Annotated in this window: 20 protein-coding genes and 1 pseudogene; 15 read left to right on the forward strand and 6 right to left on the reverse strand. The window is 49.6% G+C overall.

All coding sequences use genetic code 11. The annotated features are described in order from the left end of the window. Positions 1-116 precede the first annotated feature (116 nt). Positions 117-773 (forward strand): type IV toxin-antitoxin system AbiEi family antitoxin domain-containing protein, encoded by a 657-nt coding sequence (locus PG728_RS08115; RefSeq protein ID WP_072510267.1) that lies wholly within the window; start codon positions 117-119, stop codon positions 771-773. Further along, entirely contained in the window at positions 766-1,047 is a 282-nt protein-coding gene (locus tag PG728_RS08120) for a hypothetical protein (RefSeq protein WP_270626936.1), read from the forward strand. The genes PG728_RS08115 and PG728_RS08120 overlap by 8 nt, the downstream gene beginning before the upstream one ends. Positions 1,048-1,157: 110 nt before the next feature. Here PG728_RS08120 and PG728_RS08125 read toward each other — a convergent pair whose 3' ends face one another. Then, positions 1,158-2,387, reverse strand: coding sequence for a Fic family protein (locus PG728_RS08125; RefSeq protein WP_270626938.1), 1,230 nt, complete (start codon positions 2,385-2,387; stop codon positions 1,158-1,160). Between the two features lie 206 nt (positions 2,388-2,593). On the opposite strand from PG728_RS08125, the pseudogene tsaD reads away from it, so the two are divergent. Continuing rightward, positions 2,594-3,640 (forward strand): annotated as a pseudogene (gene tsaD / locus PG728_RS08130) (tRNA (adenosine(37)-N6)-threonylcarbamoyltransferase complex transferase subunit TsaD); the annotation flags it as partial. A gap of 632 nt (positions 3,641-4,272) precedes the next feature. On the opposite strand, the gene PG728_RS08135 reads toward tsaD, so the two are convergent. Continuing rightward, positions 4,273-5,562 (reverse strand): class I SAM-dependent methyltransferase, encoded by a 1,290-nt coding sequence (locus PG728_RS08135; protein ID WP_270626940.1) that lies wholly within the window; start codon positions 5,560-5,562, stop codon positions 4,273-4,275. A gap of 261 nt (positions 5,563-5,823) precedes the next feature. On the opposite strand from PG728_RS08135, the gene groES reads away from it, so the two are divergent. Beyond that, positions 5,824-6,120: a co-chaperone GroES gene (gene groES, locus PG728_RS08140; RefSeq protein ID WP_072510264.1), complete on the forward strand. Its 297-nt coding sequence runs from the start codon at positions 5,824-5,826 to the stop codon at positions 6,118-6,120. 266 nt (positions 6,121-6,386) lie between these two features. On the opposite strand, the gene PG728_RS08145 is transcribed toward groES, so the two are convergent. After that, a complete protein-coding gene (locus tag PG728_RS08145) occupies positions 6,387-7,475 on the reverse strand; it encodes a transaldolase family protein (RefSeq protein ID WP_270626942.1) in 1,089 nt (362 codons plus the stop codon). A 301-nt stretch (positions 7,476-7,776) separates the two neighbouring features. Then, positions 7,777-8,517: a GntR family transcriptional regulator gene (locus tag PG728_RS08150; RefSeq protein ID WP_072510262.1), complete on the reverse strand. Its 741-nt coding sequence runs from the start codon at positions 8,515-8,517 to the stop codon at positions 7,777-7,779. Between the two features lie 294 nt (positions 8,518-8,811). Between PG728_RS08150 and iolC the strand changes: the two genes are divergently transcribed. Genes iolC through iolD form a run of 4 tightly spaced genes read left to right on the forward strand, consistent with a single transcriptional unit; the run spans position 8,812 to position 13,493 of the window. Then, positions 8,812-9,807, forward strand: coding sequence for a 5-dehydro-2-deoxygluconokinase (iolC, locus tag PG728_RS08155; protein ID WP_079985916.1), 996 nt, complete (start codon positions 8,812-8,814; stop codon positions 9,805-9,807). A gap of 4 nt (positions 9,808-9,811) precedes the next feature. After that, positions 9,812-10,702, forward strand: a complete 891-nt coding sequence (locus tag PG728_RS08160; RefSeq protein WP_072510260.1) for a Cgl0159 family (beta/alpha)8-fold protein — start codon at positions 9,812-9,814, stop codon at positions 10,700-10,702. Further along, a complete protein-coding gene (iolB, locus tag PG728_RS08165) occupies positions 10,699-11,589 on the forward strand; it encodes a 5-deoxy-glucuronate isomerase (RefSeq protein WP_270626946.1) in 891 nt (296 codons plus the stop codon). The genes PG728_RS08160 and iolB overlap by 4 nt, the downstream gene beginning before the upstream one ends. A gap of 2 nt (positions 11,590-11,591) precedes the next feature. After that, complete coding sequence (gene iolD / locus PG728_RS08170; protein WP_270626948.1) at positions 11,592-13,493, forward strand: 3D-(3,5/4)-trihydroxycyclohexane-1,2-dione acylhydrolase (decyclizing); 1,902 nt, start codon at positions 11,592-11,594, stop codon at positions 13,491-13,493. 226 nt (positions 13,494-13,719) lie between these two features. On the opposite strand, the gene PG728_RS08175 is transcribed toward iolD, so the two are convergent. Both PG728_RS08175 and PG728_RS08180 read right to left on the reverse strand, forming a co-directional pair. Further along, positions 13,720-14,313, reverse strand: a complete 594-nt coding sequence (locus PG728_RS08175) for a sugar transferase (protein WP_072510257.1) — start codon at positions 14,311-14,313, stop codon at positions 13,720-13,722. 37 nt (positions 14,314-14,350) lie between these two features. Further along, complete coding sequence (locus tag PG728_RS08180) at positions 14,351-15,568, reverse strand: DegT/DnrJ/EryC1/StrS family aminotransferase (RefSeq protein ID WP_270626950.1); 1,218 nt, start codon at positions 15,566-15,568, stop codon at positions 14,351-14,353. Positions 15,569-15,715: 147 nt separating this feature from the next. On the opposite strand from PG728_RS08180, the gene PG728_RS08185 reads away from it, so the two are divergent. The 7 genes from PG728_RS08185 to PG728_RS08215 all read left to right on the forward strand — a co-directional run bounded on the left by PG728_RS08185 (position 15,716) and on the right by PG728_RS08215 (position 25,951). After that, positions 15,716-17,527, forward strand: a complete 1,812-nt coding sequence (locus PG728_RS08185) for a nucleoside-diphosphate sugar epimerase/dehydratase (RefSeq protein WP_270626951.1) — start codon at positions 15,716-15,718, stop codon at positions 17,525-17,527. Positions 17,528-17,582: 55 nt separating this feature from the next. After that, positions 17,583-18,449 (forward strand): LicD family protein, encoded by an 867-nt coding sequence (locus tag PG728_RS08190; RefSeq protein ID WP_270626953.1) that lies wholly within the window; start codon positions 17,583-17,585, stop codon positions 18,447-18,449. 87 nt (positions 18,450-18,536) lie between these two features. After that, positions 18,537-19,217, forward strand: a complete 681-nt coding sequence (locus tag PG728_RS08195; RefSeq protein WP_270626955.1) for a GNAT family N-acetyltransferase — start codon at positions 18,537-18,539, stop codon at positions 19,215-19,217. A gap of 72 nt (positions 19,218-19,289) precedes the next feature. Next, a complete protein-coding gene (locus tag PG728_RS08200) occupies positions 19,290-20,222 on the forward strand; it encodes a restriction endonuclease (RefSeq protein WP_270626957.1) in 933 nt (310 codons plus the stop codon). A 330-nt stretch (positions 20,223-20,552) separates the two neighbouring features. Further along, positions 20,553-24,017 carry a type I pullulanase gene (gene pulA / locus PG728_RS08205; RefSeq protein ID WP_270626959.1) on the forward strand — a complete coding sequence of 1,155 codons (3,465 nt, stop codon included), beginning with the start codon at positions 20,553-20,555 and terminating at the stop codon, positions 24,015-24,017. Between the two features lie 185 nt (positions 24,018-24,202). Then, complete coding sequence (locus tag PG728_RS08210) at positions 24,203-24,697, forward strand: PTS sugar transporter subunit IIA (protein ID WP_270626961.1); 495 nt, start codon at positions 24,203-24,205, stop codon at positions 24,695-24,697. A gap of 267 nt (positions 24,698-24,964) precedes the next feature. Further along, positions 24,965-25,951 carry an InlB B-repeat-containing protein gene (locus tag PG728_RS08215; RefSeq protein ID WP_270626962.1) on the forward strand — a complete coding sequence of 329 codons (987 nt, stop codon included), beginning with the start codon at positions 24,965-24,967 and terminating at the stop codon, positions 25,949-25,951. The last annotated feature ends 132 nt before the right edge of the window (positions 25,952-26,083 follow it).

The following is a 26,083-nucleotide window of genomic DNA, read 5'->3' on the forward strand; positions in this document are numbered from 1 at the left end:
GTTACTTAGCCCGTTATTTACCGATAAACGCTAAACCCCACCCTCGCCCTCGTAAATAATTCCAAGAAATAGCGATAACCTGTTGCAAATGTCGGGAAATAGCCTACAATTGCAACATGCAAGTTTCAAATTGGGTCGCATCTATTGCGCAGCTATCAGAATCTGAGGGGGTATTCACCACTGCGCAAGCCGAGCGTACCGGGATACCTCGGGACGCGCTACATGACGCGGTGAAGGCGGGGCGGCTTGAAAGAATTATGCGCGGCGCCTATCGCATGGTGGGAGCGGGGGTAACTTATGTGGATGAGCTAATAGCAGTATGGAAACTGACTAATCCCGCAAAATTCACCTATGAGCGCATGAAAACATCGACTTGGGATGGCGTGGTAGTGGGGGGCTCTACGGCGGCGTCATTGCTAGAAGTCGGTGATTTTCATTTGTCTACGTATCGGTTGTATTCGCCAAAAAGATTTAACACCAGAAATCGCGCTGCAAACTTCGGTAGACGAAATGTTTCCCGCAGCCAGGTCGCGTTCGTAAAGGGCATTCCGGTTACTCGCCCCGAACGCACTATTTTTGACCTAATGCTTGATAATGAAGATTTTTCTTTGATCGGAAACGCTTTACATGATGCCTGGTATGCCAATCGAAATTTTAACTTTGCCATGCTTGAACACCTATTAAAAGGGCAGTATAAGGAAGAAAAGGCGAGTCGAATCTATAAAGATTTGCTCTCCGAAGCAGGACTTAGCGAAAGGACGAAAGATGGCTAAATATGACAGCCCTGCAGCCCTTGAAATGGCCATTAAAGCAGCGGCTGCGAAGTCATCAGCTGAAACCGGTCGTGCGGTAACATCTTTCTATTTTCATCGACTTCTTTGTCGCGTATTTGCATCGGAAAATACCACCTTTGTCTTAAAAGGTGGACAAGCTCCGTACGCCATATCGCCTTGCCTGAAAGCTTTCAGATTCCAGAAGAGTGGGGACAGCCACAAGAAAAGCAGTACGAAAAAATGTGGTTACAAACTGGTCTACCTGAGTCTCTGAAAACGGTTAGGGGAGCAGTAAAGCTCGCTGAAGCTTTACTTAGTCCAGCAGTTAAGATGCGCTTAGGGAAAATGACCTGGAATCCCGCGCTACTTCGGTGGGAGAAATAGTTAGTTAGCCCCGCCCTCGGGCTGAAGGGGAGTGAAACGGTACTTGCCTTTTCCTTTGCCTTTAACTTTACTAATCAGGGAGGCAGCCAGGAGTTTCCGCAAAAGTTCAGAGGCCGGGGAGGGGGTTATCCCCAATATCTCTGTTACCTGCGAACGCGAGAAAACGCCCTCATTCCCGAAGAAATCGTAGAGTTTTTGGGCGTGCCGAGCCGAGACTGGACTAAGACCTTTCCAGGCAATATCCTGATTTTCTAGTCTAATATCCTGGTTTTTAGCCCCAATATCCTGTTTTTTCGATAAAGTCCCATCGTCAGCGGAAGTAATGTCCTGAGTTTCCGGGGAAACTTCCTGCCTGTCAGACTCAAAAGCCTGATTCTCTGCGGTACTAACTAAACCGCTGATATGCAGATACCGATTCTTTAACTGATTTTCTTCTCCCAGCAGCAAATTTCGTAAGAACTTAACTAGGTATTCGTTAGTTTCGTGAATCCCGGCAGTCAGGTTTTCGTAGTTCGCGCGCACCATTGCGTTTCGAAAATACCAGGCGTGTTTAGAAAAAGGGGTGTTATCGACAGTGAAACCCAAGGTGCGGAGGTACTTGATGAAAAACACGGCGGTAGTGCGGGTATTTCCCTCATCAAAGGGGTGAATCTGCCACAATCTAGCCACAAAGGAAGCTAGGTGTTCAATAATTTCGGTGGTACTCAGCCCCCGGTAACTAAAAGCGCGCTCTAAAGTTAAATCGTATTCCAGGGTCGTCATTAAATCGGTAGCATTCCCATAGATGACGGTATCTCCGTCCAGTACCCATTCTTTCTTGGAGATATTGTAGGTGCGGACTTTTCCGGCCTCGGGATAGATTTCTGCAAAAAGCCGGCGGTGTATCGCCAGATACTGCGCAGCCGAAAACACAAATCCGTCCTCAGATAATACTTGCGCAACCCGGGTAGCTACCTTATCTGCTTCCTCCGTTCGGTCTAAGCCCCGCTGAGGGTTTTGCTGATAGTAGGAATTAACCAGGCTTTGAGCTTCGTCTAAAGTGATTTCACCTTCGATGGAGCTCCTAGCGGTAGTTATTAGATACGGTGAGGGCGCTAAACCATCTACAGCTTGTAAACCAATTCCTGCCTGCCAAGCAGCAGTCAGAGCGCGTTGAGACGGGGATCCCTGGCGTACATAATGGGCAAATGGATCCTCTTTGGGTTCCCCAATCCCGCCTCTATCTGTCATCACACCTCCTGCTGCTAGTGTCATTTTAGCTGAGGTTTGCGTATTCCTGCCCATTCAATGTCCTGGTTTTTAGACCCAATGTCCTGTTTTTTGGCAAAGTCTCATTGTCAGCGGAGGCAATGTCCGAATCATATTCCAAGAGAGTTATTACAGCTAGAGGCGATATCGTTAGGTTGCAAATCCAGGGTGTGGGTAAAATGGGGGCTATGAGTGAGCCGCTAATCTTGGGAATCGAGTCTACGTGCGACGAAACTGGCGTGGCGCTGGTGCGCGGGGGAAAACTATTGGCAGATTGTACTGCCACCTCGATGGATGAACATGCTCGTTACGGCGGAATCATCCCCGAAATTGCGTCCCGGGCGCACCTGGAATCCTTCCTGCCCACTTTACAGGCTGCCTGTGAACAGGCCGGGGTGGCCTTAAGCGAGGTAGACGCGATTGCTTGCGCGGCAGGCCCGGGATTAGTAGGCTCGCTGACCGTAGGTATTTCGGCGGCTAAAGCCTTGGCACTCGCCTTAGATAAACCGCTGTACGGCGTAAACCACGTAATCGGACACCTGGCGGTAGATGCCCTGGTAGAAGGGGAGTTTAATCCTCCTTTTATTGGGCTGATTTGCTCGGGTGGACACTCGAATCTGGTGCTGGTGCGCGATCTGGCTCGCGATATTACCGAACTTGGCGGTACCTTGGATGACGCCGCCGGGGAAGCCTTCGATAAAGTAGGGCGTCTGCTGAATACGCCCTATCCAGGAGGTCCGCATGTAGACCGCTTGGCGCAGGCGGGGGATAAGGAAGCTATCCGTTTCCCGCGGGGACTGGCGGCCGGTAAAGACAAAGAGCGTCACCGCTATGATTTCTCTTTCTCAGGTCTAAAAACTGCGGTCGCCCGCTATATCGAGGGTCTAGAGGCGGCCGGGGAAAGCATTAACCGGGAAAACATTTGCGCCGGATTCTCCGAAGCAGTAAATGATTCCCTGACCAAGAAAGCAGTCCAGGCGGCTCAGGATTTTGATTGCCGCGAGATCGTGGTGGGGGGCGGTTTTTCCGCTAACTCGCGTCTGCGCGAACTCCTCGCCCAGCGCGCCGAATCGGCGGGGATAACCGTGCGGATTCCTCCGATTCGGTTCTGTACCGACAATGGCGCTCAAATTGCTGCCCTAGGCGAGGCGCTAGTGAAAGCGGGAATGCCGCCCTCGCCGACAGATTTTGGCCCTGACTCTCAGATGGCGCTCACCCAGATTTATATGGCTCCTAGCCACAACGATACGGAAAAATCCCAGACCGCAAGCAATAATGCCCAAGGAAAAAGGGCAGAAACGGAAAGCATCTATCGAAAGGTGAAAGAAAACATGGCGAAATCATTTGACCAGATGCGCCCGGAATTTGAAAAAGCTGCTGAAAAAGCCGCTGACCGGATTAAACCTTTAGTAGAACAGGGACGCGAATATGCGGAAGAAACCCTAGAGAAAGCGCGCCCCTATATGGATCAGGCAGCTGAAAAAAGCAAAGAATATGTGGAACAGGTGGCAGAAAAGGCACGCCCCTATGTGCTTAAGGCGCGCCCCTATATGGAACAGGCCGCTGAGAAGGGTAAAGAGTACGCGGAAGAAACCATGGAAAAGGCGCGCCCCTACATGGAGCAAGCCGCGTCAAAAAGCAAAGAATATGCCGAACAGGCGGTTGAGAAAGGGCGTGAATACGCTAAACAGGCTCAGCAGCGTTTGCAGGAACGCTCACAAGCGCGGAAAACCGATTCCAATGAGCCATCGGTAACGGTAGAACCGCCTGACGATGTGGAGCCTAAATCCTAGCCCTGCGCTAACCAGGGTGTTTTACCTATCACCGCTCACTCCTGGTGATAGGTAAAACAAGCTAGGATAAGCGGCTATTTACAGGGCTCCAATACTAAGCAACGATGACCTGCGCCTACCCGGGTGAGTGCTACGGTCACGGTTCGCGGCGAGAATCCTCTGGTTTTCTTGGGCATTACTTTTTTGCGCCAGCTCGCAATATCGAGGATGACCCCACGTTTTAGCACGTCCAGGCGGGTTGCCTGGATGGTGCGTAGATAGGAACTGACGGTTTTTGTTTTCAGCGGTAAATCCTCAACTATGCGGTAACAAGTTGTGGCTAACGAATCCTCGGGAAGGGGCATACTGTTCCCGCTCAGATAGGCAATCCCGTTAGCTATGGGCGCTGCCAGTATTTTTTCGCAAAGGTCGGGAATAATTCCGGCGCGAATAATCGCGGGATTAGGGTCGAACAGGTAATCTCCTAAGCCGGATGCGGGCGGAACTTGCACATGGTTATCTCCCGGGCGGGAAGCGCTAGCGCATAAATACTCTTTTACCTGATTACCCTGAATAATCAGCGCAGAGCGTCCCGCGCCTTCGGGGGCTAAAGTCAGGGAATAGAGGGCGCATTCAACCAAGTCCCCATCTACGCTAACCCATTGCGCATGGTAATTATCTGGTAAATAGCTAAGGTCGATTCCGGGCGCCATTTTTACCGCTAAATGCGATGCGCGTCCTCCCCAGGCAAGGACTTTTGAAAGTGGGGGTGACCAGGAATCAGGGGAGAGGGCGCGTCCGGTTGGGAGGCGGCGGGCAGGATCAAAAAATAGGGCGGGCAGGGGGTTTTGGATGGTTACCTGCTGTGCGCTCTCGCAATAGACTTGCGCGGAAGGTATCTCAGAAAGGTTAAGTGCTGCGCAGGTGGCGGCAGTGGGGCTAATATCTACTGCCCGCAATTGTTGGCAGCTAGATGCTAATTGCATCGAGTCCGCGCCGATTCCACACCCGACATCGATTAGGGTGTCGATACCGGCATCAGTAAAGCGTTTTGCCCGCTGTATAGATACTATTTTTCTGCTAGCTTGTTCTAGACCTTCGCGGGTAAATAGTTTATTTTTGGCTTCGTCACCGAGCTTTATTTGGGCTTTTTCCCGCAATATCCATTGGGTTTGTAAAGAGGCAACCAGGGCGGCGGGGTAGCGTTTACGTAGCTGTTTCGCAATCATTGGGGCTTCTAGTTGGCAAGGGTGAGGATACTTTTGGAATAACTCCCATCCTTCTTGGGTAGTTAGCGTGGAAATCATCGAATCTTCGCAAGGTGGCAAGTGGGAGGTTAGCTGTTTCATTTCGCGAAAGCTAAGTGGCGTTTTGGCTGCTAACATCTTTTCTCCCTCTATTGTTTTTAGTCTAACTGAGGATTTAGGAACTTAGGTATTGGCGAAGCTACCGCGGCAGCCGCATATTCGCGCAGGGCGTAAGCATAAACTGGCACTCAGCTTGATTGAGTGCCAGAATGCACTTAAGCTAAATAGTGCATTTGGAGTTGCGAGACTCTGAAACAGTATCGGAAAGATGGCACCCGCGACGCCAACGCTCCGATACAACAACCGAAAGTTTTTTGGATAAAGAAAGGGAGGTCTGCAGTGTCAGTCTCCATTAAACCATTAGAAGATCGCGTCGTGATTCAGCAGGCAGAGGCGGAACAAAAGACCGCTTCCGGTCTGGTTCTTCCCGATGCTGCCAAAGAAAAACCGCAGGAAGGTAAAGTAATTGCCGTAGGCCCAGGTCGCATCGACGACCAGGGTAACCGGGTTCCGATGGATGTTGCCGAGGGCGACAGCGTTATTTACTCCAAGTACGGCGGCACCGAAGTTAAATACGGTGGCGAAGAATACTTGATTCTTTCTGCTCGAGATATTTTGGCAAAGGTAGAGCGCTAGTTATTGGCCTCGTTTATGCGGGGTTTGCCGCGTAAACAATAGCTGTTAAATAATCGGCGGGGTTGGAGAAATCCGACCCCGCCGATTCATGTTTTTGGCATTAGCCCCTTAACGTCGCCTTCGTGGCTCTATTAAGGGTGCCCGGTGTTTTGGTACAACTGTAATCGCAGTAGCTAACTGGAAACTGTGGCGGATATGCGACGTCGGGGGCGAGAAAACTCGCCCCCGACCTTAAAACTATTTTGCTGTTATTTAACTACGCTGAACTACTTTTCTTTTGGCGCAGGCAAAATCACATCTCGCACCAGTTCTTGTAAATCGGTGTTTGATTTGAGGAATCCGCGCAGCGTCCGCACGGTGGGACCGAAAGTGGCGAACTCTTCGACGCTCATGCCGTCTACCTCGTAGGCGCGGCGGAAGTCTTCCACCTTCATCAAGGTTTCCATAATTTCTTCTGATACTGGCTGTTCAAACCGATCTTCATAGCTGTAATCGGATTCTTGAATACGCTTTGCCCAAGCAAAAGGCGGAGAAATAACGATATCTCCCCCAACTAGCTCGGTGTACTGCATAGTGTTACGGAAGGCGGCTACCAGCATTCGGGCTCTAAGACCGCGCTTTTCAAATTCGGCGACCGCTTTCTTTACGGCAGCGATTCCGCCCCATTCCAGGTGTCCGGGATTTAGCACCAGTTTGTCGCGATTAGCGCAAATCTTCAGCCAGTCGTCCAGGCGACCAACCATCAAGGTAACTACCGGTCCCATCTGGGAAACGTCTTTGCCTTCGGCTTCGCGTCTCTGTAGACCGCGCTCGATGGCTTCGCCGGAACGAACCGCTTGCGCTACCGAGAAAGAGACGGTCACGTTCATGGATACGCCGCGGTAGGTGGCGTCCTCAATAGCTTCAATCCCGGTCTTGGTGGCAGGTACTTTTACCACAATGTTGGGAGCCATTTCAGAGAACTCTACTGCCTGGTCGGCTAATGCCTGGGCGTTGCGGTAGTTCGCCGGATCGGTTTGTACCGAGAGGCGACCGTTACGACCATTGGAGGCTTTGAATGCCGGTTCCAGCAGTTTTGCGGCTTCGATAGACATATCTTTTACTGCTTGCCAACCGATTTCGGACTCGGTGGCGGTGGGCATATCTTCGGCAATCTTTTTAATCCGGGGGGCCCAAATATCTAAATGTTTAGAAATGGTGGTGTAAGCGATAGTGGGGTTGCAGGTTGCGCCTACCCCGCCCCAAGAAATTGACTGCCGTAGTTCTTCTAGGTCGGAAGAATCGTTCCATAGCGCAGTTTTAGAATTCTTGGCTGCATCTAATAACGGACCGGATACTGGTTTAATCTCGCTCATTTTGTCTCCTTGAAACTGCTTGACACCGCCATCGGTGCTGCTATCTTCCAGGGTAAGGGAAAAACTATTAAGCGTCAAGACTTTGATATAACAATAGAGCAAAGAATTTGGTGGCAGTAATCATATTTAGGGTGTTAAATCTGCTTTTATCTGGACTGATGCGAGTAAGGGTCGGTAATCAAAGGGGTTGATAGCCTTGTTGGTTAGACCTGACAAACTCCCGGTGTCCCTAAGGAAGGAGTGCTGTGGCGGGGGTGGAGTCCCCGCGGTCTCGTCCTGATAACTGGCGAAATGCGAAAAACTACAGGCTAATAGTGAACTTGTAGCGAGAGGCTCGGTAGACATGATCGCCAAGCTCAATTGGTCTGCCTGACTGGTTATAAGAGATGCGACGCATATTCAAAATAGCTGCTCCGCGTGGCTCTTGCAGAGTCTCTGCCTCCTCAAGGCTGGCTTTACGGGCTGAAATCGTTTGTTGTGCCGAAAATACTTCATGCCCATGTTTATGCATAGTCTCGTAGAGACCACCGGAGCGTAGTTCCTTTTCGCTGGGGGCAGTATCGATTGGCAGATGGTTAGTCATGATTGCCAAAGGCTCGTTATTTGCCAGGCGTAAACGGACTACCTGGATTACGCTCTGACCTTTGTTAAGGTGTAAATCTCTGGCCACGTCCTCGTCGGCAGGGACTTCCGTATAAGAAATAACCTGGGTAGTGGGTTTTTGGCCAGACTCTTTTAAATCGTCATACAGGGAAGACAGTTTAACTTGTCGATGAATTTCCTTGGGGGCAACTATAGTGCCAACCGCGCGTTTGCGCACCACCAGGCGCAAATCCACCAAGGTTTGCAGAGCGCGACGGGCGGTAGGGCGGGAAACTCCCAGGCGGGAAGCCATAGAAAGCTCGTCCTCTAGCTTGGCTCCTGCCGGAATCGTTCCGTTCAAAATGAGTTCTTTTATCGGTTCGGAAATCTGGTGGTACAGAGGAATCGGGGAGTTATGGTCAAGGTCAATGTTTGTTATGTAGGTCTTAGGGGTTGCCATCGCAATCTCCTTTTCCAATCTGCATCACTGGATGATTTTAACGCGTAATGTTAATTAAGCCTGACATTAAGCAGAATACACCTAAAGTTAATAATTTCGGGAGATTTTTGCCTCTAACTGGGGTTCTCGCGGGATAGTCGCCGGGGAGCACACTTTGTGTTTATGGTTTATGAGTAGAGGCTTTTCCTGCCCTGAAATCTTTGCTAGAATGTTAGTACAAATAAGGGGTTTGTGTTTTATCTCTAGGCAGACCCAGACAATGTAGTCAATATAAACAACAAAGGGAAAGCTGATATGAACACTTTCAAGATGCCAGTCGTGGATGTGCTCACCATCGGACGTTCAGGAATAGATATCTACCCCCTACAGACCGGAGTAGGACTAGAAAAGGTAGAACAATTCGGAAAATTCCTCGGTGGCAGCCCCATGAATGTGGCAGTAGCAGCCGCTAAACTGCGCCACTCCTCCGCAATTATTACCGGAGTAGGAAAAGACCCTTTCGGAAAATTCGTGCGCTCCGAGATGCGCTCCCTGGGCGTCTACGACACCTACGTGGTAGAAAACCCGGCCTTGGCCACCCCGGTCACCTTCTGTGAAATCTTCCCTCCTGACACTTTCCCCCTCTACTTTTACCGCGAGCCCTCCACCCCCGACCTGGAGCTAACGAAAGAAGACATTCCCGAGGACGCAATAAAAGCCGCCAAGATATTTTGGATATCCGTGACCGGATTGTCCGAAGAACCCTCTCGCAGCGCCCACCATCACGCTCTTGACCTGCGAGATTTAGGGGAAGCCGGAAAATGGACAATCGTCGATTTAGACTACCGAGAAAACTTTTGGACCGATGAAGAAACCGCTCACCGTGAAGTAGACCGAATACTAGAAAAAGTATCGGTAGCCGTCGGAAACAAAGAAGAATGTCGAATCGCAGTGGGAGAAACCGAACCTGACCGCGCCGCCGACGCCCTCCTAGAGCGAGGAATCGAAATCGCAGTCGTAAAACAAGGTCCGCTAGGAACCCTGTGCAAAACCCGGGAAGAACGTATCGAAGTCCCAGTCACCCCGGTAAAAGTCACCAACGGTCTGGGCGCGGGCGATTCATTTGGAGGCTCGCTATGTCACGGGCTACTCTCCGGCTGGGATTTACCCCAAATTATTTCCGCCGCCTCCACCGCCGGAGCAATCGTAAGCTCCCGACTAGAATGCTCCACCGCCATGCCCTCCGAACCGGAAATCCTAAACATGATTGCCAAAAACCCGCGTTCCGCGCCAATCGTTACAAAGAGGTAATATCGTGGGACAACTAATATCCAAACTCGCTAAAATCCGCGCCTTTGAGCCGGAACGAATCAGCCAAGCCCTAAAAGACCGTCCTCGCCCCAGGCTAAAAGAAGTGCTGCAAGGAAAAGATGGTTGTTCAGGCAAACTAATGGTTATCGCCTGTGACCATCCCGCGCGCGGAGCACTCGGGGCTGGAAGTGACCTGGCCGCAATGGCAGATAGAGAAGAACTGCTCTCACGCTGTTGTGAGGCACTTGCCCGCCCCGGAGTAAACGGGTTCTTGGGCACTTCCGACATGATTGAGGACTTAACCCTACTAGGGGCGCTCGATAATAAAATAGTGTTCGGCTCGATGAACCGCGCCGGACTTGCGGGAGCCACTTTCGGAATGGATGACCGCTTCAACTGCTATGATGCGCAAGGAATTGAACAAGCCGGTCTAGCCGGGGGGAAAATGCTAACCCGGATTAACTATGCAGACGCGGGTACAGTCGCCACCTTGCAGGCGAGCGCCCGCGCCATAGACGAACTGGCAGAGCGCAAACTCATGGCCATGGTCGAGCCATTTATTTCGGTTGGTTCAGCCGAAAACGTACGCAACGTCCTCACCGCCGATGCGGTAATAAAATCAATCACTATCGCTTCCGGACTTGGGCGTACCAGCGCCTATACCTGGCTAAAACTTCCTTGCGTTGCCGAAATGGAACGCGTGATGGAAGCCACCACCCTTCCCTCTCTGATTCTAGGGGGAGAAGTATCAAACGATCCTGACGCAGCCTTGCAGTCATGGGGTAACGCTTTACGCTTACCAAATGTCTTAGGCTTGGTTATCGGACGTTCACTATTATTCCCGGTCGGCGACGATGTGGCGCAGGCTGTAGACGAGACGGTAGGTTTACTATGAGCGATAATAAAAACTATTTATTCCGAGACGGTCAGCTAAAAAACGCTCAGTTTGAGCTAGATTTGACCCCCGAAAAAGCCGGTTGGGAGTTTTCCGGACTGAAGGTCTTGAATCTGCCTGCCGGAGCTAGCCAGGAGGTTACCTCGTCAAACTCGGAACTGCTGGTTTTACCGCTCGAGGGCGGCTGCACGGTTAAGGTTGGCAGTGAAACTTTCGAAATCAAGGGACGTAAGGATATCTGGAGTGAAATCACCGATTACCTGTACGTACCAATTAACACCACCTTTACGGTGAGCAGCGAAAAAGGTGGACGGTTTGCCCTACCCAGCTCGGTAGCCAAGAATGAAAAACCGCTGCGCTACTGCCCCAAAGATGAAGTCATCTCCATGATTCGCGGTAAGGGCGATTGCACCCGGGAAGTCCACAACTACACGATGGGCAACCCGGTAGACGTAGACCACGTGCTAGTCACCGAAGTGATTACCCCCGGTGGTAACTGGTCGTCCTATCCTCCCCATAAACATGATGAACATTCCGAAACTGAACGGATTTTGGAAGAAATCTACTACTACCAGGTAAAACCAGCCGCTAACGGCACTACCGGAATGGCGCTGCAGCGGATTTATCCCTCCAAAGGACACACGATTGATGTGTGCGCCGAGGTGCACAGCGGGGATGTAGTAGTAATGCCGCACGGTTGGCACGGTCCGTCCGTGGCTGCCCCCGGATACCACCTGTACTATTTGAACGTAATGGCTGGTCCAGCCGAGGACGCGACCTGGCTAGTAACCATTGATCCCGACTATGTCTGGCTCACCGAAGATTGGGGTGGCGGCGAAGCCGACCCCCGTCTGCCCATGACCAACGCCACCATCAAGGAGGACTAAAGATGGCAAAATATGAGACCGTTCGCCTAACGACCGCGCAGGCGACAATCCGCTTCTTAATCAACCAGTATTCCGAGCGCGACGGCAAAGAATACCGGCTAATCCCCGCCACTTTCGGGATTTTCGGACACGGAAACGTGTGCGGTATCGGTCAGGCGCTGCTGCAAAACGAACTAGATTCCACTCCTGATGGGGGAGTAATGGAATACTATATGCCGCGCAACGAGCAGGGTGCAGTCCATGCGGCTGCGGCTTTCGCTAAAGCCAAGAACCGCTTGCAGACACTCGCGGTTACCACTTCGATTGGTCCGGGCGCCTTAAATATGGTGACCGGCGCGGCGCTGGCCACCACTAACCGAGTGCCGGTATTGCTGTTGCCCTCTGACCAGTTCGCTACCCGTTACCCGGATCCGGTGCTCCAACAGTTAGAGGATCCGCGTTCTTTGGACGTGAGCGTTAATGATGCTTTCCGCTGCGTGTCGCGTTTCTTCGACCGGATTAACCGTCCCGAACAACTAATGCCCTCTTTGATGAACGCCATGCGCGTCCTCACCGACCCGGCAGAAACCGGAGCCGTAGTACTGGCAATGCCACAAGACGTACAGGCCGAGGCCTTCGATTGGCCGGTAGAAATGTTTGAAAAGCGGGTATGGCACGTGCGCCGTCCGGCAGTATCTGAAACCGAGATGGCGCGGGCGGCAGCGATTATTAAGTCGGCTAAGCGTCCCTTGATTGTTTCCGGTGGCGGCACGATCTATGCGGAAGCCTCCCAGGAACTGCGCGATTTGGCGACCGAGACCGGAATCCCGGTCTCTGATACCCAGGCAGGTAAAGGCGCCATTAACTTTGATCATGAATGCGCCGTAGGGGGCGTCGGCTCTACCGGGGCTAATAGTGCGAACCATTTGGCAGACAAAGCCGATGTGGTAATCGGGGTGGGTACTCGTTACTCGGACTTCACTACCGCATCCCACACCCAGTTCAAGAACCCGGATGTGCGGTTCGTAAACATTAACGTGAAAGCGTTCGATGCGGCGAAACACGCCGGTGAAATGGTGGTAGCTGACGCCAAGTTGGCACTAGCTGCCTTGAAAGAGGCACTCGGGGATTACCGGGTATCCGCAGAATATAGCCGCGAGATTGCAGATGAGCGCGCGGACTGGTTTGAAAAGACCGCCGAATGTTACGGTGCGCATGATCAAGAGTTGCCGGCACAAACCGAAGTGTTCGGCGCGCTTAACGACATGATGGGCGATAATGATGTGTTGATTAACGCCGCCGGGTCGATGCCGGGTGATTTACAGTGCCTATGGCAGGCAAAGACCCCGGTGCAATACCACGTAGAGTATGCCTTTAGCTGCATGGGATATGAAATCCCGGCAGCTATGGGTGTCAAGATGGCGTTGCCGGATTCGGAAGTAGTGGCGATTGTTGGGGACGGAACCTACCAGATGTTGCCGATGGAACTGGCCACCGTGGTGCAGGAAAACATTAAGGTTATCTATGTTTTGTTGCAAAACTACGGGTTCTCTTCGATTGGTTCGCTTTCGGAATCTCATGGCTCTCAGCGTTTCGGTACTCGCTACCGGATGGGTGATGGCAATCCCCATAACGAGGACGGGGAGCTGCTGCCGGTAGATATCGCCAAGAATGCGGAATCTTGGGGAATTAAGGTGTTGAAGGTGCACACTATCGCAGAGTTCCGGGATGCCTATCGCCAGGCAGAGAAATCTGAGCAGGCAGTGATGATTCATATTGAAACCAATCTGTTTGGTCCTAACCCGCCGAACTGTTCCTACTGGGACGTGGTAGTGCCGGAGGTTTCTCGCATCGAATCCACGCAGCAGGCTCGTGAAGAATATGTTGTTGGAATATCCGAGCAGCGTCACTACTGGAAGCAGTAGCCAATAGTACCTTGCGACTCTGATGGTACGTGAGGCGAAATAGCGACTAAAAATCCCGGGGCGGGGAGATTTTGAGGATTAACCCAGATTTTGGATAACCCTAAAATCTCCCCGCCCCGGGGTAATTTTTAAGCGCCCTATCAAGGAGGAATAATCACATCGCAGGGTAGAGGAGACAGAAAACTTACCTGCCGGTAGCTTAATGCGAAAGAGTATCAGGATTTGGCTACTTGCTAACCACCGTGGTGATGGTACGAAGAATTATTTTCGCGTCTTTTAACAGACTGCGGTTGCGAACATAATCAGCGTACATAGCAGTCTTTTTCGGAATCAGAACCTCTATATAGTAGCGTTCCGGATCCGGGGCTTGAGCCAACTCGTCTGCCTCGTTACGGTAAACAATCGAAGCGGGATCGGTAATCCCCGGGCGAACCGAGAGGATAAGATTGCGAAGTTCCTCCGGCCATTCTGCAACGTATTCGGGTACTTCAGGACGAGGTCCTACCAATGCCATACGTCCTCGGGAAACATCTATAAGCTGGGCGAGTTCATCGAGCTTAGTTTTCCTGAGAATCCGACCGACCCTGGTTACTCGCGGATCACCGGTGGCAGAAATATTAACTTTGGGAATTTTGTTAGCCATAGTGCGGAATTTGTGAATCTTGAACGGAACTCCACCGCGTCCTATGCGTTTTTGACGAAAGAAAACCGGACCGGGAGAATCAAGTTTTATTGCGACTGCAATGATTAGGAAGAGTGGACTCAATAAAACTAAAGCGAGAGTCGATAGGCAGCGGTCGATTATTTCTTTACTGTTCATGAGGAATACCTATAGGCTAACCGGGATGGTGATAATGTCATTTTGTCATTTCCTGGAGGGTGTCGCGGGCAGTTTCCGCAACGAAAGCTACTTGTTCATCAGTCAATACAGTATGCAGAGGTAGGGTAACTTCGTGGCAATAGGCAGCGTAGGCATTTGGGTAATCCTGTAGATTAAACCCAAGATTCTTGTAGGCAGTTAGCATCGGTAAGGGCTTGTAATGAACATTGCAAGAAATACCTTTATCAAACATACGTTCAATAAAATCATTTCTTTGATCAAGTTCTAGGGTGTCTAAAGAAAGTAGGTAAAGGTGTCCACTGCTGGAAAAAGGCTGACCATCTTGGTCTAAGCCGCGGTGAGTTAGCGGGGTTACCGGCTGATGAGCTAACTCCTGGTTGTAATAGTCAATAATCTGGTGACGGCGCTTCATGGTCTGTGGGTAGCGTTGTAACTGTGAGTAACCAAGAGCAGCCAAAATATCTGGCATATTTTCTTTGTACCCGGTAAACATGACGTCATATTCCCAGCCAGAGGTATTGGTTTTTTCTAAAGCAGATTTAGACTGTCCGTGTAAAGTGTTCAGTTTTATGAACGGTTTAATCTGTTCAGCTAGAGGGTTTTCTTTACGCCAGGTCAGCGCCCCTCCTTCCGCTGTGGTCAGGTTTTTTACAGCATGGAAAGAAAATGCCGTGAAATCGCTCGCCTGCCCTGCGCGCATTCCGTATCCAGTTGCTCCCAGGCTGTGAGCTCCATCAATAATTAGGGCAATGCGTCCTAAATGTTCCTGTTGTGGACTGCCCGGGCAAAAATCGCTTTGAGCGGATTCAATAGCTTGATATATCGGCTTGGTATCTACCATCTTTCCAGCTAAATCAACCAAAATAATGGCTTTAGTACGCGGAGTAATGGCCGCCGCGATTCTTTCGGCGGTGGTGAAATAGTCACCCTTCGCGGTGTCTACCATTACTATTTTCGCTCCCACGTGCGCAATCACTGATGCGGAAGCGGTATAGGTATAGGCAGGGACGATTACTTCATCACCGGAACCCACCCCTAAGAAGCGGAGGGCGTTTTTTAAACCGGCAGTTGCCGAATTTACCAACATAGTGTCACTGGTACCAGAAAAACCTGTTAGTGCCTTACGAAATTCCTCGCCGACCGGGCCGCTGGTAATCCAGCCAGAACGTAGTACCTGAACTACTGCCTCAATATCTTCAGGGCGAATATCAGGAGGAGAAAATGGCACCTTCATATGCTTGCCTTTCTGGTAGCTAAAAATTCTACTTTCATTATCTCACTAATCCTTTTTATCCTTTTAGGTTGAGTATTGTCCTCAGATTTTTAGGATTTGCGGGGTAAAATAGCGCTAGGTTTTCTAAGTGAGCAGAAAAGAGGATATGTGTTTATTCCGACTTGGCTACGACGGGGTATTTTACTTGCTACAGATATTTTTAGCTGGATTATAGCGGTAGCAGTTATTTCCTGGATTCGATTTAACTTTGTGCTTAGCGACTTGGATTCGTGCGCGATAGTTACTTTTGTGCTGATAGCAATCTTTGTGCAGATTAGTGTGGGACTGGTCTCAAAACACTACAGAAATCGCTATTGGATTGCTTCGTTTGAAGAAGTTGTGAGCTTGGGAGCTTTGGTTATCTGTTCTGGGATAGTTGCTGCCCTATTCACCCTGCTTTATCCAGGGCGTTTCGTTAGTATCGTAGTCGCGGTTGCTAGCCCTGCCTTAGCCCTATTAATCATGGGGGCTGCTCGAGTATGCTGGCGAGTTTTAAAGAAGATTAGCCGTCATGGGGCTGACGATCCGGAACCAGTGATTGTGATTGGAGCTGGTATCGCCGGTGAGCAGTTGATTCATCAGATGCAGGTTGATACGAAAACGCCCTATATGCCGGTGGCCTTGATTGATGATGCCGCGGCGAAAAAGAATCTCCGACTGCGGGGGGTTCCCGTACGGGGGAAAATGAAAGATTTGCCGCAGGTAGCTAAAAAACTTGGGGTTACTACCGCTATTTTCTCTATTAACAATGAACACCCTAACCCGCTAAGTCCCGAGGTAGAGCTACGTGAGGTTAAAACCGCCTATTCACAGGTTGCAAAGGAAGCGGGTATTAAGCTGCTGGTTGCTCCTCAAGTGGGAGACATTTTGGGTGGAAAAGTCGATTTGAATAATATCCGCCAAATTAACGTGACTGACCTGTTAGGCCGCAGGGAAATCAAAACTAATTTTCAAGAAATATCTGGATATATCGAGGGGAAACGAGTTCTAGTTACCGGAGCTGGTGGATCAATCGGATCCGAGATTTGTCGCCAGGTAAAGATGCTGCGTCCAGCAGAGCTGGTCTTACTCGATAGGGATGAGTCCGAGTTACACGCGATGCAACTCGATTTGTATGGCACTGGAATGTTGGACACCCCTGACTTTGCATTATGCGATATTCGCGATAGGGAAGCGTTGCGAGCTATTTTCGCAGCCCATCGCCCGGAAGTTGTTTTCCATGCAGCCGCACTTAAGCATTTGCCAATGTTGGAGCAGTATCCAGAAGAGGGCTGGAAAACCAATGTCTTAGGTACAAAGAACGTGGTAGAACTAGCGGTCGAATACGGGGTAAAGAATCTAGTTAATATCTCTACTGACAAGGCGGCTGAACCAACTACCGTGCTGGGTCGGTCTAAACGGGTAGCTGAGAGGATTGTGGCTCACTATTCCCAACAGGTTGCCGAAAGGGGGTGGCGTTACGTCAGCGTGCGTTTCGGTAATGTTTTAGGTTCGCGTGGCTCGGTGCTTTGGACTTTTACCTCCCAGATTGAACATGGCGGTCCGATTACTATCACCCATCCCGATGTGGAACGTTTCTTTATGACGATTCCGGAGGCTTGTGCTCTGGTTATTCAGGCGGGAGCTATCGGACGGGCGGGCGAAGTGCTCGTGCTTGACATGGGGCAACCGGTGAAGATTATGGATGTTGCAAAACGGATGATTCAGATGAGCGGTAAACAGATTTCAATTGAAATTACCGGTATGCGCCCAGGTGAGAAACTCACTGAAGTACTACATTTCGAGGGCGAAAAGGACGAACGTCCGTTCCACCCGCTTATTTCCCACACCAGTGTTCCCCAGGTAGATCCAGCTGCTTTAGAAGAGGAACACGCCGATGTGGTAGCTGAAGATACTGTTCTATATGGTGATAGCCGCTAAACAGTCGCAATGACGGATGTGATAGTTTAGATTTTTTCGTATTTTGGGGGCTTTTATGGCACATGAGCTAACGGAAGACGAATTGCGGCAAATGCAGCTTAAGTCTTGGCAGATGTATCAGCATTTTGCCGACTTTTGTGACCGCCATGGTCTGCTTTATTACGCCTGTGGTGGTTGTTGTATTGGGGCTATCCGTGATGGCGGTTTTGTGCCTTGGGACGATGATATCGATGTGTTTATGCCACGCCCAGATTATGAAAAACTTGCCCGCTTGTGGTGTAAAGATTCAGCTAATAAACAATATCTTTATGTTCGCTCGCACAAGAACATGGTCACCGGCGATCTTATGGCTAAGATTTGTGATGCTCACACTACGTTGGTAACCACCTATCAAGTTGATAAAAAAATGCCGCAAGGGCTCACTATGGATATCCTTCCCCTTGACGGCTGTCCCCCTCCCGGTTCATTTGCTCGACGGATACAAAAGCTCTTGGCACTGGTATTTTCTCTGTTTTGTGCTCAGTCCGTACCTGAAAAACATGGGGGAATGGTAGCTTTGGGCAGTAAATTATTACTGACTGTCGTTCCTTGGTCGGCGCTCAGATATAGAATCTGGCGCTGGTGTGAAAAGAAAATGGCTAGTTGGAATTTTTATACCTCTGAATATACGACTGAACTAGCTTCTGGTCCCGGCTATATGCAGAATGAATACCGGCAGGAATGGTTTTCTAAGGCTATTAGCAAGCCCTTCGGTCAATCTAGTATTAAAGTTCCGATTGGATACGACTCTTATTTACGTATGGCGTTCGGAGACTACCTAACTCCTCCCCCTCCTAGCAAACAAAAACCTGCCCACGAGGTGGCATTTCTTGATTTAGATACCCCCTACACGACCTATATGAAAAATAAGAAAAATCCCTAGGAACAACCCTTGGGAACTGTAAGGTGATTCAGCGACCAATAACCGCCGCAGCTATGGCTATCTAGAGGATTCGGCTAGGGTTGAAGGGTGCAAATTGAGTATCAAAACTACTTGGAACCGGGGCAGTCAGAAATCCTGGTTCGTGAACTTTTGGAACAGGCTTTTGGCCTTGAAGAACTGGGGGAGCCGGAAGATTTAATCACTCAGCTGCAGGCAGGGCAGTTCCAGGTTTTTTCTGCTTGGGAGGGGGCGCGCCCGTTAGGGGCAGCTATAGCCTGGCCGGCAACTAGGGAAGTGACTTTGCTGAGTTGGCTGGCGGTCAGTCCCCGCACTCGCGGTCACGGGGTGGGCTCTAAGCTTTTCCGTGAAACGATTTCTGCTCTGGAAGCTACCGTTAATCCCTTGTTGATTCTGGGAGAGATTGAGGATCCGCAGCTCCATGCGCCCTCGGAAGATAGAGGGGATCCGCAGCGGCGTTGGGATTTCTACCGGCGCTTGGGCGCTAAGCACCTGGACTTTCCTTTTACAATGCCGCGCCTGAGTGCGGACGTGCCGGTGGGGGAGGATATGTGGCTTCTCAGTTTCGGAGGACGCGCTCACGCCGGGATCGAGGCTAGTACCGGCAGCCTTGTCGGGCAGGGTTTGGCGCGTCCTCTAGAAAAATTCTTGAAAACCTACCTAGCAGATAGCGGAGAAATCCGGAACGCAGACGGAAAATATCGCCCTGCAGTGGAAAAAATGTTGGCAGCCGCCACCAATCTAGATTAATCTGCGCCGCCTTAAGGCAAAAGCTGGGTAATATCGATTTGATGGCAGAAGATTACCAGGTAGGCGTAAAAAATGAGTAAAGATAATATCCCAACTATTGACGAGTTTAGACCCGTAGTTCTTCGAGTTCTGCAGGACGGTCAGGTGCGACACGTGCGCGAAATCTGCGAACTTGTCGCTGACTCTATGAGGTTAAGTGAGCAGGTGCGCGAGGAGCTTATTCCCTCCGGGCAACCTCGTTATCAAAATCGCATTAACTGGGCATGTTCTGGTCTTTTTTATGCGGGTTTGATAACTCGCCCTCGACGGGGATATTGCCAGATTACCGATGCCGGGCTCCAGGTTGCCGAGCGTAATCTTTCCATCTATACCGATGAAGATATGCTCGAATGGGAAGTATGGGTCAAATATCAGCTAGAGATTGCTCAGCGTAAGACGAAAAGTGGCGAGGCGGAAGTAGAGACTGAGCCTAGCAGTAATCCGATTGAAGTAATGAGTAATGCCGAGCGTGATTTTAATGCGCAAGTAGAAACTGAGCTTCGGAAATATCTGCAAGATTCCTCGCCTGAGTTTTTCGAGAAAGCGGTTATCGATTTGTTATGGGCTATGGGATACGGTGGTGACTACGGGGCTAAACAGCATGTTGGTCGCTCTGGTGATGGAGGTATTGATGGGATTATTCGCCAGGACGCATTGGGGCTAACCAATATCTATATCCAGGCAAAACGTTATGCAGATACCAATAAAGTTGGAGATCCGGAAATCCGTAATTTTATCGGTTCTTTGGATTCACGTGGTGCCAACTTAGGGGTGTTTATTACTACCTCGGACTTTCAGCCTCGCGCCGTTACTACCGCAAAAAACTATCGACATGGGAAAATCATTCTGATTAATGGGGTTAAACTCACCGAGTTGATGCTTAATTACGGAGTGGCAGTCCACCCGGCAAAGCAGTTCACTCTTTACAGTATCGATGAAGATTTCTTCGAAGAACCTATTGGTTAAATGCGATAAGTTGCTGTGTTTTTATGCGTTTAAAGGTGCACTGGTAGCTTATTCCCGATTGAGCTGTCGGGTTCTTGGGGGGCTTAAAGCAGTTACTCACTCGTGAAAATAGCGTGTCTGCGTGCCAGAGAGAACTTCCTTTTAAGGGAAAGCTATCTGCCCGGTGGGGTACTTATAGCTAGGACGGTTCGGAACTCCGCTCGTGGAAGAGCTACTTCGTGAGGAAGCTCGCATTTTAGCAATCTTCATATCTTATTTGGAGTGGGCTATCATGGTTTCGGAAACGTTTCCGGCGAGGTCGCCACATTCGCTATTGGTCGAGGAGGACCAGTGAAATCAATAGTAAGTAGAAAAGTATTTGGGTTTTTTATTGCCTTTCTGTTGGTAATAGCAGGTAGCGTTACCCCGCTAGCTCATGCTGGCTCCAATAATCAGGTGATGTATCTGAACTTCAAACCAGACCCAACGATTGAAAAACCCTTGACTGTCTATCGCGTTGAATACTGGGCTGACGGACAGCCCAAACAAACTCAAATGTTTTCCGGTCAGCAAGCTGACGGGTATTTGAACACTAATATCTTGGCGCCAGGCAATCCCCTGAACTTTCGGGTTTACCGCACAGACACCACCTCTTTACAACCGGGACAGAGCGAAAACCGGGTGTGGGAGTCTCCTGCCTATTCCGGTGTAAAACCCGGTAATTCTCTTTACACAAAGTGGGATGTATGCAGCTACAGTTACAAACCAGGTGATGTTTTCAAAGCGGTTCGGGACTGCAAATTAGTAGTTAGCTTCACCCCTGACCCTAATGTGCCAGAATCGGAATATAACCTGTGGGTGTGGACCGATGGAGCCGCCGGATACTCCACCCCTTTCACTGGGAAGGACGCAGCTGGCAGGTTGACCGCCGAAGTGACGCTACCTGCGCCAAATAAGAAAGTAAATCTAATTGTGCGTCGCTCAACCGCGACCAAGGAATGGGCTTGGCAGACTTCTGATTTGAAAGATATCCCGGTCCCCGGTGGCATTGAGATAAAAACAGACAGCAGCTTCAAGCTAAAACCTGCCGAAAACCCGAATACCCTCCCGAAAGAGGTTACTGTTACCGTCCACTATCTACGCTCTGACAATAAGTATGACAACTGGAATGTGTGGACTTGGGTTCCTGGAAAAGACGGTAGCCGGGTTAATTTCGATGGAAATCATACCGCCACGATTACTCATAAAGATGTAAATGGGATTGAAAAAGTTGGTCTGATTGTACGCCGTTCGGAATCAGGAAACGAATGGGCAGAGAAAAACACTCCTGACGACCTCTTTATTACCAAGTTCCCCCAGGGTAAAGCGGAAGTTTGGATTGTCCAAGGTGACCCCAAAGTCTATTATTCGCAAGCCGATATCCCCAAACCAGATTCGACAAATAACTGTACAGAATTACATTCTGCCGAATTCAATAAAAAGTACTATTACGAGGGCGAGTTAGGGGCGATTTACAGCCCCGAAAAAACCACTTTTAGGCTGTGGGCTCCCACTGCCCAAGCGGTTGAGTTCGTAAATTATTCCCAGGACGGAAAAGTTACTGCCATGACCAAAGGGGAAAAGGGAACCTGGGAAATTACTTTTAATGGTGACCAAAAGGGTGTGCAATATCGTTATCGTCTCCATTTTGACGGCGGAAAAATTAACGAAGCGATTGACCCCTATGCTCGGGCAGTTACCGCAAACAGTACTCGCACCGTGGTGATAGACCCAGAAAAAACTGTCCCCCATAACTGGGACGGTAAACGTATGCCCGCATTCACCTCGATGAAAGATGCGATTATTTACGAAGCCCATGTGCGTGATTTGACCATCGGCCAGGATAACGGCATTACCAATAAAGGAAAGTTTTTGGGGCTAACCGAAGCGGGCACTAAAACCAAGGCCGGTAATCTTTCTGGACTCGATTATCTAAAATCTTTAGGTATTACCCACGTTCAATTCTTGCCGGTTTTTGATTTCGGTTCCATAGATGAGCAGGGTGACCTTTCGTTTAATTCCCAATATAACTGGGGGTATGATCCCCAAAACTACAACGTTCCGGAAGGGTCGTATGCAACCAAGCCGGCCGATCCTACCTCGCGTATCTTGGAGCTAAAGTCCATGGTGGAGACGATGCATGCTAACGATATGCGGGTGATTATGGATGTGGTTTATAACCATGTGCATAAACCGGAAATGTCCCCATTGCAGCAAACTGTTCCTAACTATTATTTCCGGATGGATGCTAACTGTAAGTTCCAAGATGGCACCGGAGTTGGCAATGAAACCGCTTCCGAGCAACTGATGATGCGTAAATATATCGTTGATTCAGTTACCTATTGGGCAAAGAACTACGATATTGATGGTTTCCGTTTCGATCTTATGGGGATTCATGACGTGGAAACTATGAAAGCGGTACGGGAAGCTCTCAATAAGATTGATCCTTCGATTGTGATTCTTGGTGAAGGCTGGAAGATGGGTAACCATCCCGCAGGGGTAGCAGCAGCTAATCAGGAAAATGCCAAGAAGTTACCCGGAATATCATTTTTTAATGACCAGTATCGTGACACCGTAAAAGGTGATAACTTCGAGCTTAAGCACACGGGATTTATTAGTGGCGCAAATCAGGTGCAACGCTCGTGGGATTTGTTAAACAATATCAAGGGCGCGCAATATGTTCGAGACTACCTGAGTCCGAATCAATCGGTGGTCTATAACGAAGCCCATGACAACTACACTATGTTCGATAAATTGAAAGGTAGCTTGCCAGCAACGATCCCTGACAGTGAGCTAGCTCAGCGGCACGCCCTAGGAACCGGTACTCAGTATTTAGCTAATGGGGCGGTATTTATCCATGCAGGACAGGAGTTTTTACGAACTAAAGCGGGAGATCATAATTCCTATAAATCCCCGGACTCGGTTAATGTTTTCGACTATGACCGTGCCCAAAAATATGAAAAGGAAGTAAAGTTTTTCCGGGATTTAAACCAGTTCCGTAAGCAATATGATTTTATGCGTCAGGGCAGTTACGAAGCTGTAAACCAGAAGTATACGCATGAAATTATTCCTGGTGAAGAAAGCATCGCTACTAATCATGTGGGATATACCGTAAAGAGTGCTTTCCCGGTAAAAACTAAGAGCGGTAAAGATAATGCCGATGCATTCGCTTTTGTGAATGCTGGAAACCAGGCTTGGGAGGCGCCTTTACCGGCTGGAGAATATGAGGTGATGATTAAGGGGTTGGATGTTTATCAGAACCCGGTAGCTCTCACTTCAAACGGTAAGGTAACGGTTCCACCTTTAAGCATTTTGTTGCTTAGGGAGGCGGCGGCGCCTGAGCCGGAACCGGAGCCAGAACCAAATCCGGAGCCAGAACCAGACCCGAACCCAAATCCAAATCCACACCCAGAGCCGGAACCGGAACCAAATCCTAATCCAAATCCGAATCCTGGGGTTGAGCCGAACCCGAATCCGGGAGGAGAGGCGAATCCAGGGAGTGAACCTAATCCTAATCCGAATCCGGGAGGGGAGGGAAACCCTAGTCCCCAAAACCCCAACCCTAATTCCAAGCAGCCAAATCCTCGTCCTTCGGAAAGCAGCTCTCCATCTCAAACAGGGAACAAACCGTCAGACAAGGGTAAGGAATCTGCCCCAAGGGTTAGAAGACAGGGGCTAGGTCAAACCGGTGCTGGAGTGCCGGAAATGGTAATGGTATCGCTACTGTTGGGCGCTTGCGGGGTGACGGTGAAGCGTCGCGCGCAAAAACGTAGCTAAGACAGCTCTCATGGTTGCCTGCCTGGTAGTTAGATATTTACTAGGTAGACCGTCAAGGGGTGTTTAGCTTCGCTTTTAAGGTAGGTTTCGTCCTTTCCCTCGGGAAATAATTGGCTTTTCTCGAGAGCGAGGGCGGACTAGGCTAGTTAGAGAAGTTAGTATTGGTCTGGATTCGGGGTGAAGCAATGACGGGAGAGTCCTTACAGATATGTTCGCCGATTCCGGGACGTGTCGTTGGTTTAAGTCAAGTACCGGATTTGGTTTTCTCCGGCATGATTGTTGGTGCTGGGGTTGCGGTGAAACCCAATCCGGGGGCAACCGAGATTACTGCCGTGTCTCCCGTCTCCGGTAGGCTCATTAAACTGTTCCCACACGCTTTTATGGTTTCCAGTGGGGAACAGATAGTGCTTGTTCATTTAGGGGTCGATACTGTCAAAATGCGCGGTGAAGGTTTTACTTGTCATGCCATCGAAAATGAGAAACTAAATGTTGGCGATCCGGTAACAACTTTTTCGGTTACCCAGATTGAGAAAGCTAAGCATTCTTCGTTATGTCCAGTGGTGGTTTTGGATTCAACCCCAGAGGATTTGGAGAATCTCACTTCCGAGGGAACTCAAGTGGATATGGGGGATTTACTGTTCGAGATTTTTGATCTCTCTAGCGATACCTCTAGCGAGTGACCCGGCTATATGCGGCGTAAGTCATTGATGATAGTGCAGGTTATGTGCCTTTAGTGGCGAAACTGGTATTAGGATTGGTTCGCAAGGTCACCATTTCGCGCTAATACGTAAATGTGAGCTTGTCCGGTTCAAAGGAGCCACGCGGGTTTTCTAGCTTATCTTAAGGTTAATAATTGACAATGTTAAGCCGAGATAAGTAGATTAAGCATTCAGTTAGTCTTACCTAAAATCTTAAAATAGTAATTACAAATCACTTCAAGGAGAAAGATGCAAAAAACCAAAGTATCTGGGCGGTTGCTGTCTGTGCTGCTGTCCGCATTCTTAGTTTTTCCAGCGGTTATAGGGCTTAGCTTTACGCAATTAGCTTGGGCGGCTCCGGTAGATAATCAAGCTGATAAGCATATAACAGAGGTTTCTTTTAGCGTGCCACAATATAAGTTCGGCAACAAAGTAACCTCAATACAGATAAGTGGACAAACCAGTAACGTGTTCGCTGAGTCTTGGAAACTGGAGCAGCAAGACAAGAACAGCACTTCGTGGTCTGCGGCTTCGGGAACTTTTAGCAATGAGTTTAAATATCGTATAAAGATAGCTTTTTCTGCTAAAACCGGTTATGACTTTGATGGCTTAACGAAGGAGAAAATTACCCTCATGGGAGCGGGGTCTGCTGTCGAATATGATGCCGGCAAACACGAGGCAACTTTTAATCTTCCCCCACTTGTCGCAAATCATACTCTCACTTTTGAGTCCAATGGTGGCAGTAAAATTAAATCCGTAACTAAACCAGAGAACACAGTTGTTGATTTAGAGGACGAGAACTATATCCCCACTAAAGAGGGCTTTACTTTCGAGGGTTGGTATCTTGACCAAGGTCTCACTAAAAAGGTTTCCCAGGTTACTCTAGGCACGGATATGACGGTATATGCGAAATGGGCGCAGAAAGCTGCCCCCAAGCCGGAGAATCCAAATCCTTCCCAGCCGGGTGGTTCCGTCAATCCGCCCGCGACCTCGACTCCCTCACCGTCTTCACCGGATAAAACTGTAAAACCGCAAAAGCCGGGTACTGCTGCGGGTGCAAATAAACCTGGAATGTCAAAGCCAACTGAAAAGCGTCCAGGCACCATGAAGCCGGCGCTTCCAGCTACCGGTAGTAATCCTGGGTGGTTACTAGCGATTGCGTCGGGTCTGTCCGTTTTGGGGGTTTCTCTCGTTTTACGAGGACGCGTTAGGGAAAGCAGAGTTTTTTCTCGGTAGTTTCCTAGTGTTTAGTTAAATAAACCGATTAAGACCCTTCTGCCTTGTTTCTAGGCAGAAGGGTCTTAACAATTCGGGCATTAGCCCGACATTAGCCCAACAAGTCTGACGGAGAGTTAATGCCGTGATTAA

The sequence above is a fragment of the Varibaculum timonense genome (assembly GCF_027694345.1).
In the GTDB taxonomy this organism is placed as follows: domain Bacteria; phylum Actinomycetota; class Actinomycetes; order Actinomycetales; family Actinomycetaceae; genus Varibaculum; species Varibaculum timonense_A.

Excerpts from the sequence above, each read along its gene's own strand:
- PG728_RS08115 (WP_072510267.1), top strand. The coding sequence starts at position 117 with ATGCAAGTTTCAAATTGGGTCGCATCTATTGCGCAGCTATCAGAATCT.
- PG728_RS08120 (WP_270626936.1), top strand. The coding sequence starts at position 766 with ATGGCTAAATATGACAGCCCTGCAGCCCTTGAAATGGCCATTAAAGCA.
- PG728_RS08125 (WP_270626938.1), bottom strand. The coding sequence starts at position 2,387 with ATGACAGATAGAGGCGGGATTGGGGAACCCAAAGAGGATCCATTTGCC.
- PG728_RS08135 (WP_270626940.1), bottom strand. The coding sequence starts at position 5,562 with ATGTTAGCAGCCAAAACGCCACTTAGCTTTCGCGAAATGAAACAGCTA.
- PG728_RS08145 (WP_270626942.1), bottom strand. The coding sequence starts at position 7,475 with ATGAGCGAGATTAAACCAGTATCCGGTCCGTTATTAGATGCAGCCAAG.
- PG728_RS08150 (WP_072510262.1), bottom strand. The coding sequence starts at position 8,517 with ATGGCAACCCCTAAGACCTACATAACAAACATTGACCTTGACCATAAC.
- iolC (WP_079985916.1), top strand. The coding sequence starts at position 8,812 with ATGAACACTTTCAAGATGCCAGTCGTGGATGTGCTCACCATCGGACGT.
- iolB (WP_270626946.1), top strand. The coding sequence starts at position 10,699 with ATGAGCGATAATAAAAACTATTTATTCCGAGACGGTCAGCTAAAAAAC.
- iolD (WP_270626948.1), top strand. The coding sequence starts at position 11,592 with ATGGCAAAATATGAGACCGTTCGCCTAACGACCGCGCAGGCGACAATC.
- PG728_RS08175 (WP_072510257.1), bottom strand. The coding sequence starts at position 14,313 with ATGAACAGTAAAGAAATAATCGACCGCTGCCTATCGACTCTCGCTTTA.
- PG728_RS08180 (WP_270626950.1), bottom strand. The coding sequence starts at position 15,568 with ATGAAGGTGCCATTTTCTCCTCCTGATATTCGCCCTGAAGATATTGAG.
- PG728_RS08190 (WP_270626953.1), top strand. The coding sequence starts at position 17,583 with ATGGCACATGAGCTAACGGAAGACGAATTGCGGCAAATGCAGCTTAAG.
- PG728_RS08200 (WP_270626957.1), top strand. The coding sequence starts at position 19,290 with ATGAGTAAAGATAATATCCCAACTATTGACGAGTTTAGACCCGTAGTT.
- PG728_RS08210 (WP_270626961.1), top strand. The coding sequence starts at position 24,203 with ATGACGGGAGAGTCCTTACAGATATGTTCGCCGATTCCGGGACGTGTC.
- PG728_RS08215 (WP_270626962.1), top strand. The coding sequence starts at position 24,965 with ATGCAAAAAACCAAAGTATCTGGGCGGTTGCTGTCTGTGCTGCTGTCC.